Below are 12,303 nucleotides of genomic sequence, written 5' to 3' on the forward strand. Positions count from 1 at the left end.
GCAAAAATAGTCGTTCGGACTTGGCAAAAATAACGCTAGCGGTTCTATAAGTACCGAACCAGGTCTAAAATTGGACCCTACATGGCTAAAATGGGGAAAATCCTTAATTTTGGGGTCATCAACTCGATAATTCTTTGAATAATTTAGAACAACTCTAAATAGTTCTCCCTAATTATGTCCACGAAAGAGACGCTTAAAAATGTCGCCAGCGGTTCGCTGCGTATGCTGCCCATCGAAGCTGAAGTTTATTTGCTTAGGGGAGAGAATGAGCAGCAGCAACCCGCCCTGTTGCAGCGTGAAATCGAAACCGGGTACCTGCAGTTCCATTTTGGATTGAAAGGTCGCGCCCGGCTTTTTTACAACAATGACAGCTATATCCTTGATTTGCCGGAAGAACAGTCGCTGATCCTCTACAATCCCCAGCACAACCTCCCGCTGAAAATGGAGCTTTCCCCGGGGGCCCGCGTTTTTAGCCTGGTTATGAGTATTCGCCGATTCCACAGCCTCTTTACCAACGAGGCCGATAGTATCCCATTTCTCAAGGAGGAATACAAGGAGAAGCGTTACTACCAACAGCACCCCATAGGAGCCGCACTTTCCGTGGTACTCAGCCAATTGTGGAACGAACACATGCACCCTTCGGTGCGGGAGTTGTATATCCGGGCCAAGACATACGAACTGCTCTCCCTTTATTTCAACCGCAACGCCGATGCCCAGGCCGAGCAGTGCCCCTTCCTGGTCGACGAAGAGAACCTGGGTAAAATCCGTCGCGCCAAGGAGATCATTATCCAACGGATGGCAGAGCCCCCTACCCTGGCCGAGCTGTCGCAGGAAATAGGACTCCCCTTGAAAAAACTAAAGGAAGGCTTCCGCCAGATCTACGGGGATTCGGTCTACAGCTACCTTTTTGATTACAAAATGGAGAGTGCACGTAAAATGCTGGAAAGTGGAAAATTCAATGTGAATGAGGTAGGTCTCAAAATTGGCTACAGTACGGCGAGCCACTTTATTTCGGCCTTCAAGAAGAAGTACCACACCACACCAAAAAAATACCTGATGGCCCTTGCCCAACAGGGTGCCTGATTCCTATTGCGGACGGGCAACAACAATTCCCACATTACGCCGCACCCCTTTCAGGTAGTCGGCCAGGGGCTCTGAGGTGATCATGACCTGTCCGCTGGTCGAAGCATGGAGTAAATGGATGCGTCCCGTATCCATTCGAATGGCCAGACCGGTATGGGTTACATCCAGGCCATCGATATCGGTAGCCAGGGCTATGATATCCCCATCCCGCATTTTCGCTTCCTGGCTGGCAACATCGTCTCTCGGCAGTATGCAAAGCGGAGCTTTGGAAATCTGCTTTTCTATCTTAACTATCGCATCAAAATGGGCCTCATCGGCCAGGAAAGGGTAGCTCTTACGATGGGTTCCCATGAAATTGATCTCCTTGTAAAGGGTTACCCCACTCAACTCCTCGGTGATATCTTTTACGTAGCCTTTTGCGCTGTTATCCCGGATCCATTCCGTAAAATAATGCAGGCGCGATGCATAACCTTCCCGTTTTCCTTCCCGGTAACGCACCTCTTCCAGGGTACGCAGGTACCGTTTCCAATTCAGGGATTTCTCCTTGCTCAGGTGCCCGAGTACCAGCGCATTTTCCACAAAGGTGGTGCAGTCCATCCCCCTGAAATTTACCACCAGCGGTTCCCGATCTCCCACTTCCAGCGTCTGGGCCACATAAGGCGTGCCGAGCATGGCTTTTCCGGCCGCAATAATTCCCACTCCGGTTTCTTCCCATTCGCCTTCCTCCAGGCTCCCTTTCAGGGAATCAAAGATGGCGAGATCGAGCGGCTGATAAGCCGGGGAATTCTCCTGGGCCAAAAAGCTTGTGGAAACAAATAAGGCGATAACGAAGGCAAATACGGGGCGCATTGGAGTAGGTGTTTTATATAAGTACGTTTTAAAGACCGGTTAAGTTTCCATTCCCGCGTTATCTTATCGTTAGGTTTCCCCCTGGAGCAGTACCCGTGTTCGCGCCAGGCTTTCGGGATACTCCCGCTGGAGGAAATCAATGAGTTTTTCCCGGGTCAATACCCGCAGATCCCAGGCCCGGCCCGCATCGGAAGCACTGACCAGGGCGCGCACTTCTACTCCCGCTGCCGTAACATTGGTAACCTGGACATTGGCTACCTGCCCGTCCCAAAGCTCGGTTTGTTTAACAATCTTGTCGAGCTCCTTCCGGATGGCATCTACCGGAACGGTGTAATCGGTATAGATAAAAACCGTCCCCAGGATATCCGAAGTGGTTTTGGTCCAGTTCTGGAATGGCTTCTCAATGAAATAGGTTGTCGGTACAACCAGTCGCCGCTTATCCCAGATAGCTATGGTAACATAGGTCAGGGTAATTTCTTCAATCCTTCCCCATTCCCCCTCTACTATAACGACGTCGTCCAGGCGGATGGGTTGCGTAATCGCAATCTGGATCCCCGCGAGAATCGTTGCTATAAGTTTCTGGGCGGAAAAGCCGATGATGATCCCGGCTACCCCTGCAGAGGCAAAAACACTGATTCCCACCCGCCGGATACCCTCAAAACTCATCAAGGCAAGGCCCAGGGCCAGGATAATGATGATAAAAATGACAATCCGCTCCAGGATGGTAAACTGGGTGTAGATTTTGCGCGCCTTTAAATTATCGCTATCCCCTACATCGTACTGTGCAATGACTACTTTCTTCACCACGCGCAGGGCACGGATCACCAACCAGGTGAAGGCGAAAATAAACAGGAGGGTCCCCGCTTTTCTGAAATACCAGGCATAGTCTTCCAAGCCGAGGAGGGATCGCAGCGCTTCCATGCGGAGCAGCAGCGAAAAAAGGATCAATATCAGCGGCCGGGCCACCCTTCTGATAGTTCCCTTGGGCAAGAGGTATTTCGGATTCTTCCCCATTGCGCGCAAGGTCCGGTCAACGATGATATACAGGACCACCATCCCCAACAAAGCCAGGCTCAGATAGAGCAAAGCACTTTGGGTCTCGTCCTGAAGTATTTTTTGCAGCATGGCGCAGGGGTAGAATTTTGCTTGAAACTAGGCAAAAATTCACCGAAATCCACAGCCTTTGCGGTCAAATTGAAAATCCCTATCTCCCTATTGACAATTCCGGGGCCAAGGGCTTCCCGGAACTGCCCCAGAAAGCTTATTTTTGTGCGTCTTTAAGACAAGCCTTTAACAACCCGACCCAAAGCTGTTTTGCTTATGAAAGGTGTCCTTCTGGTCAACCTGGGTTCTCCGGACAGCCCAACGCCTAAAGATGTCCGACCCTATCTGGACGAATTCCTTATGGATGAACGCGTGATCGATGCCCCCAAGTGGCTTCGGAATTTGCTCGTCCGGGGAATTATTTTGCAAACCCGGCCCAAGAAGTCTGCCAAGGCTTACGCCAAAATCTGGTGGGATGAGGGTTCGCCCCTGATTGTGCTTTCTGAACGTTTTCGCGATAAGGTCCAGGAAGGGACCAAACTTCCGGTTGCGCTGGGGATGCGCTACGGCTCGGGGAGTATTGAAGAAGGGTTGGAAAGCCTAAAGTCACAAGGCGTTACCGAGGTACTGCTCGTACCGCTCTACCCGCATTACGCCATGAGTTCTTACGAGACCGTAGTGGTCAAAGCCCTGGAGGTAGGCGCTGCAAAATTCCCGGAAATGGAGATTATCACCCTGCCGGCTTTTTACAAGAACCCCGAATATATCAAGGTCTTAAGCGAATCCATTGCCGAAGGTCTGAAGGATTTTGAATACGATCATATCCTGTTTTCCTACCACGGGATTCCGGAACGGCATATTCGCAAATCCGACCCAACGCGATTCCATTGCAAAATCGACGGGCAATGCTGTAAGGTCAATTCGGTAGCCCACAATACCTGCTACCGCCACCAGGTCTACGATACCACGGAGCTGGTCAAAAAAGAACTGAACCTGCCCGAGGATAAGGTAAGTTCCTCCTTCCAAAGTCGTTTGGCCGGGGATCCCTGGCTCAAGCCGTACACCGATTATGAATTCAAACGCCTGGCCGAGGAAGGCAAGAAACGCCTGGCCGTAATCACCCCCGCTTTTGTCAGTGATTGTTTGGAGACCCTGGAGGAGATCGCAATGGAAGGTAAGGAGGAATTCCTGGAAGCCGGCGGTACGGATTACATCCATATTCCCTGCCTGAACGATCGGGAAGATTGGGTAGCCCTAATGGCAAAATGGATCAACACCTGGGCAGAAACGGAAGCCCTTCCGGTATAAGGGATATCCCAGTTAATTCTAAAACATGGCCAACGTACGATCAGATCAACTCGGCTCTGAGCCCATAGGCCGTTTGCTCATCAAGCAGGCGGTTCCCGCGTCTATCGGGATCCTGGTGATGAGCCTGAACATCCTGGTCGATACGATATTTGTAGGGAACTGGATTGGTTCCATCGCTATCGCCGCCATCAATGTGGTGCTTCCCGTCTCCTTTTTTATCGCCGCCCTGGGGATGGCTATCGGGATCGGGGGAAGCAGTATAATTTCCCGGGCACTCGGGGCGGAGAACAAGAACAAAGCCCTGAAGACATTCGGGAACCAGATTACCCTTACCATCCTGATTACGGTGGCCATGGTGGGCCTGGGACTCTACTTTGTGGACTCCCTGATCCCGGCCTTCGGGGGGAAGGGTGAGATCTTTGAACCGGCCAAGATCTACTATACCATTGTCCTCTACGGGGTCCCCTTCCTGGCGCTTTGTATGATGGGAAACACCGTGATCCGGGCAGAAGGCAAGCCCCGTTTTGCCATGATTGCTATGATCATTCCATCCGTCGGAAACCTGGTCCTGGACTACCTCTTTATTTATGTTTTCGATTGGGGGATGCACGGAGCCGCCTGGGCCACCACGGCCGGTTACCTGCTCTGTTTCGGATACATTTTCTGGTTCTTCCTCTCGAAAAATTCGGAACTCAAAATCAGCTGGCCCCACTTTGGGCTCAATGGGGGAATCCTGCGGGAAATCGGATCGCTCGGTTTTGTGACCCTGTCGCGGCAGGCGGTTACCTCGATCACCTACCTGCTGATGAACAACATCCTCTTTGATCTCGGGGGCGAAGCCATGGTCGCCGTCTATGCGATTATCGGACGCATGCTCATGTTTGCCCTCTTCCCGGTCTTTGGGGTAACCCAGGGGTTTTTGCCCATTGCCGGCTTCAACTACGGTGCGGAAAAATATGCCCGGGTTAAGGAATCCATATACACAGCGATCAAATATGCCGCCCTGGTCGCCACCCTGGTATTTGTTGTTTTAATGATATTCCCGGCCGAAATCGCCGGGCTCTTCCTCAGCAGTCGCGAGGGGATGTCGGCCACAGAAATCGAGACCAATACCTTTGTGCTGGAGCACACTCCTGCCGCCATGCGCTGGGTTTTTGCAGCGACGCCAATCATTGCCCTACAACTTATCGGTGCCGCCTACTTCCAGGCTATCGGGAAAGCCATCCCGGCCTTGCTGCTGACCCTGACCCGTCAGGGGTTTTTCTTTATTCCACTAATCCTGACCCTCCCTTACTTTTTCGGGGAAATCGGGGTATGGAGCTCCTTCGCTATAGCCGATGTACTCGCTACTATCGTTACCGGCATTTACTTAAAAAGGGAAATCGACCGGGACCTCAACCGAGTTGCTGCATAAGGGCCAAAGCAGCTGCTTCTCCGGAGGCCATCGCGGCATTCAGGGAACCGTTTACCCGGTAATCCCCGGCCGTAAAAACCCGCTCCAAAATTCGATTGTGGTCGGCATTCCAATGGTATTGCAGGTTTTCAAGATCAGGCAGCGCCTTCTCAATCGGATAATGGCGCACTAAATCAATAGCCTCAATGCCGCAGTGTTGCTGCAGTTCCTCCCGCACCCGCTGTTCCAGGGTTGCGGTATCCAGACCATGGTTTCCAACCACGGTAACCGATAAAAGCCAGGCGCCAGACTTACACTGAGAAAAATTGTAGTACAAGTTATTAACCAGGGCCGATTCGTCAGCGACCAGGCCAATTACCCCGTGGGGAATCGCCTGGGATTTGGTCGTGAAGTAGAGATTGTCGCAGCGCTTCCACTGCACCTGTCCCAGATCCGGTTTGCCATTTTTCGGGTTGAGGGGAATGGTACTTATGATTCCATCGTAGGGCAAGGGATCGCCGTGCGCCAGCACCAGGTGATCCCTGGTGATTTGTTCAACAGATTCCATATACCGGAAGCTGCATTGCTTGGCCTGGGAAGCGAGTTGGAGGGAAATATCCCCGATCCCCATTGCCGGGATGGCGGCCGCTCCTTCACTAAACATCTTAAAGGTAAATTCGAACATGCGGGAGGAAGTCCGGAGTTCCCCCTCCAGGAAAATCCCGGTAAAAAACGGACGGAAAAACTGCCGGATAATTTCATCCGAAAAGCCAAAGTCCTTCAGGTATTGCAGCGTCGTTTTTTCATCAGATTCAAAAATTTCCTCAATGGATTTCTTCTTGAGTTGGGACGACAGTCGAAAGATCTTCCACTTATCAGACCAGGAACCTACCGGTGCTTTCAGCGTAGGCAACAAGCTGCTCAGGTCGCGCAACGGGTCCCCAATCCGGCACGAGTTCCCGTTTTCGAAAATCATTGCCCCGGGCTTAAACCGGCGCAGTTCCAGTTCCGAGTAATCCAGGTGTTTTTGCGCCTGGGGGTAGGCCGTCAGGAGCACCTGAAAGCCGTGATCAAAAGCCGATCCGCCTTCCCGGTCTGTCTTAACCCTTCCTCCTGGACCCGCTGTAGCCTCAATGATTACAGGGTGGTAGCCGTTTTCGGAAAGCGTCTTTGCGGCCACCAATCCACTAATGCCAGCGCCAATAACATAGATCTTTACATCCTCCATAAATTAAATATTGGAATCAAGGATTATTTCCCAGGTACCTTTTTCATTGCATTGCCACACCAGCATGTACTTTCCGGGGTAGGAGCCCGAACACTGCCCCAACTCCAGGATCAGATCGGAGCGCACCGGGACCACGGCAAGCGGTGTTAGCTGGAGTGAATACTGCGGGGATTCCATATACCCGTAGACCGGGATCAGGGCTTTGCGCCCTTTGACCATGGGCCTGTGATTATAGTAGAGTGTTTGTGGCGCGTACAGGGTATTGACCAGCTCACTTACCTTATGGGCATTGCACAATTCCATCCACTTCTCCCGGTACGGATCCAGGACTTCCGCCTTGGGTAAGGTACCCGAAATCGGGACAATGAACTCGAATTCCTTAAGGGGTTTCTCATCTTTCAGATTCCAGATACAGAGCTCTGCAATTTTAGTCCCGGAACTACTGGAATACTCCGCGATTTCATACAAATAATCCTCCACGTGCGGCTGCGCCTGATGCAGGACCATACGCTCTTGCAGCTTCCAGTCTGATTGCTGCCATATAACCCCCAGGGTATAGGCCCCCTGGACATAAGTGCCGTTGAGAAACATGCGGATAGCCGCAGGGAAATACTGTTGTTGGAGCTGGTCCGGGTTCTGGGTATACGCTTCCATCCAGGCGTCGCCCGGGGATTGCTGATCCTGGGCAATAAGACTACTTATGGAAAGAGCAAATAGGGCAAGGGCGAGTGCAAGTCTTATCCGCGGCATAGCAGGGAGTTTAGGCTCCCTTAAGATAATGATTATTGTAAATAGACGCTATTTCCCTTTCCCCATATATCCAGAGTCGGTGTGGGTACAGCTGCCGTGGGCATCCCATGCGGCATATACCACTTTTTGAGCAAGCTGATTGGCTTCGCGAGCGGAATTCAGGGAGCGACGCATGTAATAATGTACATCGCCCAACTGACCGGCAGTGCTGGCTAATTTGGCATTGTTATAGGAGTCCTCGACCAGGTCCCGGACATCAATGGAAAGTTCCGAGGCTTCGGTGGTATAGGAAACCACTGCATCAATCCCGCATACCCGACCGTGATAATGCGCCTCTTCCGCAAACTCAACAGCTTCCATAGCGGCGGCAAGTGCCTGACCTGCCAGAAACTGAACCTTTTTGGAATCGCCCCGGGCCTGACTGAGCCGTGCGGCATAGGCCGCCTGGTCAGCATAGACTTTAAGGGAGTCTGTGAGTTGGACCACCTGATCTTCGAATTGGCGGACATCGGTAATCTCACTCTTGAAAAGGGCACACTCCTGGGCCGTGGCCTGGGTGCTGAAAAATAAAAAGGAAGCAGACAGGGCTACGATAAAGTTGCGAGTAGTTGGGATTCTCATGTCAGGGGAATATTTTAAAGTTACCTTATTAAAACGCCTGTCGTGGGGCAAACCCTAATGGCCTTCGATAAAACGCAGATATACTGGGGGAATTGCCTGAAAATTAAATTAGTAATACTTTGTAGGTGTATTAATCAATAAACTGATCCGTCATGTTCCATTTTCATCGGCAAAATTCACTGCCGCGTACTTCCCGATTTCCAATTCTCCCTTTGCTGTGCTGCTTGCTATTTGCAGGCACCGCTCAGGCACAGGATGCCAACTCCGACCTGGAATCCCGCGTCGATGCCGTTTTCTCGGAGTACGGGAACGAAAAAATCCCGGGAGCTGCGGTAGCGGTTTTACAAGGGGATTCCGTGGTCTTTAGCAAGGGTTACGGGAGCGCTAACCTGGAATATGATATCCCCATTACTCCGGATAAAACCATTTTTCATGTCGCATCCGTATCCAAGCAGTTCACGGTTTATGCGATTATGCTTTTGGAGGCGGAAGGAAAATTGAGCCTCGATGACCCCATCCAAAAGCACATTCCGGAGGTGCCGGATTTCGGCACACCCATAACGCTCCGCCACCTGGCTACGCATACGAGTGGAATGCGTGATCAATGGAGCCTGTTACAACTGGCCGGATGGCGAATGGACGATGTTATTACCGTACCCAATATCCTGAAGCTGGTAAGCCGGCAACAAGACCTCAACTTTGAACCGGGATCGCAATACACCTATTGCAACACCGGCTTTACCCTGCTGGCGGAAACTGTGGCGCGCATTAGCGGGAAAACCTTTGCAGATTTTTGTAAGGACGAAATGTTCCGTCCTTTAAAGATGTATAAAACACAATTCTACGACGATCATGAAAAGGTGGTGCCAAACCGGGCCTATTCCTATTATCAGTCTGGCCTGGCGTATCGCAAGTCTGTGCTGAATTATGCGAATGCAGGCGCTACCAGCCTCTTTACCACAGCCGAGGATTTAATGAAGTGGGCGGCTCATCTGAACAATCCACAAACTGAGCGGGATCAGAAAATAGTTGCCCAAATGAATACCCTGGCCGTGCTCAACGATGGGGAAACTTTTGGTGGGGCTTACGGACAGTTCGTAGGTGAGTACAAAGGCCTGAAGGAAATCCAGCATGGGGGCGCCGACGCGGGTTACCGATCGTATCTGGTGCGTTTTCCCGACCAGGACTTTGCCGTTGCCGTTGCCTCGAATCGGGCGCAGGCGAATCCTGGAGCTTTGGCCTATGGGGTAGTCGATATTTTCCTGGAAGACGTTCTGGAAAGTGAACTGGAAGCCGAAGCGGAAACTACTTCGGAAGAGGTAACTGCCTATGAGCTTTCAGAGGATGAATTAGAAGCCTTTGCCGGATACTACTGGTACGAAGGTGGGCGTACCTATCGCAAGATTTATCGACGTGAGAACCGTCTGGTTTATTCGAGAACCAATGGGCCGGAGAACGAATTGTTGCCCATTAGCAAAAACGAATTCAAAATGTTGGAAGTACCTGGGGACATTGTCGTGGAATTTGGAAAACACAAGGGTAAGGAAGCCCTGATCTTCAAAGATGATACCGGGGAAACGGTCATGGAAGCCTTTGATTATGTGGAAGGTAGCCCGGAAGTGTATCAAGAATATACCGGAAAGTATTATAGTCCGGAGCTCGATGTGTATTACACCCTACTTCTGGACGATGAGCGTTTGATTGCGCGGCATAATCGCCTTCCTGACGTTCCGGTAAACTACACCCGCAAGGACGATGTGAACATCGGATATACCAGCGCGCATTTCGTACGCGACGCAAACGGGAAAGTAAGCGGCATGTTGGTGAGTACCGGACGGGTAACCGACCTGAAATTTGAAAAGCTGGACTAAGAATTCACGGGCTGGTCTCCGGTTTTAAAATCCGCGCTACGATTTCCTGGGAATGGTCTTCCGTAGCCATTTTACTCGCAAGCGCTTCGGCTTTGGTTTTGTAAGTCGGGTCTGTCCAAAGTGATTTTAGCAAGGGGGAAAGCCGGGATTTATTCAACTTGGTAATTCCCGGACCTCGCGGCCCTGCCCCGAGTCTTTCCACCACCCGGTTCCACATAAACTGATCAATGATGTGGGGAATTATTAATGTAGCGCAACCATGTCGTAATCCCTGATGTGTGGTTCCCGAGCCACCGTGATGCACAACCGCATATACTTTGGGCAATATCCAATCGTAAGGAATAGTCCGCACAAAAAGGAAGGCTTCCCGATTGTAGTTTTCAGGGATAACCAATCCCCCACCGGCCGTATTTAAGATGGCAGGTATTCTCAGTTCCTCAAGTGTCGCTAAAATCTGCTTGGTTTTTCCTTCAGCATCGGGATTAACCATGCTTCCGAAAGTAACAAAGAGGATCTTTTTGTGGCGCTCCAAGAATTCCTGCAAGGCTGGCTCCGGCGTCCAGGCAGAACGTTGATTCCGCTCCTGGAATCCAAGCACCTGAACGTGATCGGGCCAGTACCCGGGACGATTAAAAAGACTGGGGGAAACCGAGTAAATCGTCGGCTGTAATTTGAGTGCCGATTTTATCCAACGCGTACTGAGTTTCTTGTAATCGGCTACATGTTTTGCGTCGTACTTAATCGAATAGATTAGCCCCAAATTGGCCAGCTTGTACGACGCCCTATTCCACCACGGTCCCCAATCCTTGTTGAAGGCGATATGGCTTAGCTCCTCAGTTGGATGCAGGATGTAAGGCACGGGGCTGAGCAAGGTGGCCCGCCCTGGATTTTCCTTCCCCCAGACAAAGCCCGAAATGATCTTTGCATGAAATACCAGGCGGTCGGGTTGCACGCGTTGGAGGCATTCGAATTGTCTTTGGGTAAGTTGTTTGCGCAAAGGCGCGAACAGGTGTGCGAGCTTGGCGTAGGATCGAATCTTTTGCCAGGTGGTGCCACTTCCTCCCATAGCAATCCGCCCGATGGGGCTCTCCAGCAATTCCATGAATTCCGGGCCCAGGGTTTCGAATTGGTGCCCGTCGCCTTCCGCCAGTTCCCGGAATTGTTCCGGGAAAAGGCAAATGGTTTCATGCCCGGCAGTCTTAAGCAAATTAGCCACCGCCAGGAACGGCTCCATGTCGCCCCGCGTTCCCAAAGAAGCCAAGAGGATCTTCATGCTAAGGAAGGTACGAAATGTGGCGCCAAAGGCAGGCGGAGGTATCGGACTTAATACGCCCTGCGTCGAAACAGGTTGCCGATTCGGCGGAAAATGCTGGGACGGCCAAAACTGGCTCCTCCGACAACGACCATTTCGCCCATAAAGTCCTCCTCCAATTCAACAAGCATGATCTCGGATGCACTTTGGGATTTGGAAAGCAGTACTGTTTTGGAAACAAATCCGATATATGAGATTTCTAACCACATGTCGTCTGTGCGCAAACGTGGGGATACCCTGAGCACATACTCCCCGTCAAAATTGGTGTGGGCTAATAAATCTGTCCCGACAATGGTAACCCGGGCCCCAGGAAGGGGTTGTTGATCCTGATCCAACACTACTCCCCGGATTTCTGCAGTGGTTATGTCTACACCTACGGCTTGGGCACCTCCAATGACTACGCCTCCCAAGACCCCTTGGAGTTCCTCTGTTTCGGTTACTTCGGCCTGATCGAAGGGGGTTTTGATCTCCGTATCCTCGACATCGCATACCGGTTGAATTTCCGTAGTAACCTTCGGAAGACTTTCCTGCGCCTTTAACGAACCGCTAAACCCCATTACCGCGGTAAAGCCGGCAGCTATGGCGTTTTGACGCCAGCGATTGGCTTCGATCCGGGGCAAGGGGGTATCCAGTTGGGAGGAACGGAATCGACCGCAAAGGCCTTCCCCCTGCTTGTCTTTTTCAGCTTCGTTAATTCGGCGGGCGAGCTCCCGATTGGACATTCCGGTAAAATCGACCACCTCTTTTTTACAAGAAGCGCAAAAAGCTCCCTGTTGGGTCGGCGTCATCTGGTTCCAGTCTTCGGAACAGGGCTCGGCAATCTTTATTTGGTACGACATGGTTG

11 protein-coding genes are annotated in these 12,303 nt (G+C 51.5%); 4 read left to right on the plus strand and 7 right to left on the minus strand.

What is annotated here, in order from left to right:
- Positions 1-174: 174 nt before the first annotated feature.
- Positions 175-1,083, plus strand: a complete 909-nt coding sequence (locus BM318_RS05090) for a helix-turn-helix transcriptional regulator (protein WP_092981178.1) — start codon at positions 175-177, stop codon at positions 1,081-1,083.
- A gap of 3 nt (positions 1,084-1,086) precedes the next feature.
- On the opposite strand, the gene BM318_RS05095 is transcribed toward BM318_RS05090, so the two are convergent.
- Together BM318_RS05095 and BM318_RS05100 are read right to left on the minus strand one after the other, a co-directional pair.
- Entirely contained in the window at positions 1,087-1,932 is an 846-nt protein-coding gene (locus BM318_RS05095; RefSeq protein WP_092981181.1) for an N-acetylmuramoyl-L-alanine amidase-like domain-containing protein, read from the minus strand.
- Between the two features lie 69 nt (positions 1,933-2,001).
- On the minus strand, positions 2,002-3,057 hold the full coding sequence (locus tag BM318_RS05100; protein ID WP_092981183.1) for a mechanosensitive ion channel family protein: 1,056 nt from the start codon (positions 3,055-3,057) through the stop codon (positions 2,002-2,004).
- Positions 3,058-3,252: 195 nt separating this feature from the next.
- On the opposite strand from BM318_RS05100, the gene hemH reads away from it, so the two are divergent.
- Entirely contained in the window at positions 3,253-4,284 is a 1,032-nt protein-coding gene (gene hemH, locus BM318_RS05105) for a ferrochelatase (protein ID WP_092981184.1), read from the plus strand.
- Positions 4,285-4,309: 25 nt separating this feature from the next.
- Complete coding sequence (locus BM318_RS05110) at positions 4,310-5,698, plus strand: MATE family efflux transporter (RefSeq protein ID WP_092981186.1); 1,389 nt, start codon at positions 4,310-4,312, stop codon at positions 5,696-5,698.
- On the opposite strand, the gene BM318_RS05115 is transcribed toward BM318_RS05110, so the two are convergent.
- Genes BM318_RS05115 through BM318_RS05125 form a run of 3 tightly spaced genes read right to left on the minus strand, consistent with a single transcriptional unit; the run spans position 5,679 to position 8,276 of the window.
- Positions 5,679-6,905: an FAD-dependent oxidoreductase gene (locus tag BM318_RS05115; RefSeq protein WP_092981187.1), complete on the minus strand. Its 1,227-nt coding sequence runs from the start codon at positions 6,903-6,905 to the stop codon at positions 5,679-5,681. The two genes, BM318_RS05110 and BM318_RS05115, sit on opposite strands and share 20 nt — an antisense overlap.
- 3 nt (positions 6,906-6,908) lie before the next feature.
- Complete coding sequence (locus BM318_RS05120) at positions 6,909-7,655, minus strand: hypothetical protein (RefSeq protein ID WP_092981189.1); 747 nt, start codon at positions 7,653-7,655, stop codon at positions 6,909-6,911.
- A gap of 48 nt (positions 7,656-7,703) precedes the next feature.
- Positions 7,704-8,276 (minus strand): hypothetical protein, encoded by a 573-nt coding sequence (locus tag BM318_RS05125; protein WP_092981190.1) that lies wholly within the window; start codon positions 8,274-8,276, stop codon positions 7,704-7,706.
- 152 nt (positions 8,277-8,428) lie between these two features.
- Here BM318_RS05125 and BM318_RS05130 point away from each other — a divergent pair, with 152 nt between their 5' ends.
- The gene (locus tag BM318_RS05130; RefSeq protein ID WP_092981192.1) at positions 8,429-10,147 is read left to right on the plus strand and encodes a serine hydrolase domain-containing protein; all 1,719 of its coding nucleotides are present in this window, start codon (positions 8,429-8,431) and stop codon (positions 10,145-10,147) included.
- A gap of 4 nt (positions 10,148-10,151) precedes the next feature.
- On the opposite strand, the gene BM318_RS05135 is transcribed toward BM318_RS05130, so the two are convergent.
- A complete protein-coding gene (locus tag BM318_RS05135) occupies positions 10,152-11,420 on the minus strand; it encodes a glycosyltransferase (RefSeq protein WP_092981193.1) in 1,269 nt (422 codons plus the stop codon).
- 50 nt (positions 11,421-11,470) lie between these two features.
- Positions 11,471-12,298 (minus strand): carboxypeptidase-like regulatory domain-containing protein, encoded by an 828-nt coding sequence (locus BM318_RS05140; protein ID WP_092981195.1) that lies wholly within the window; start codon positions 12,296-12,298, stop codon positions 11,471-11,473.
- Positions 12,299-12,303: the final 5 nt, after the last annotated feature.

It is taken from the genome of Robiginitalea myxolifaciens (assembly GCF_900115205.1).
GTDB lineage: Bacteria > Bacteroidota > Bacteroidia > Flavobacteriales > Flavobacteriaceae > Robiginitalea > Robiginitalea myxolifaciens.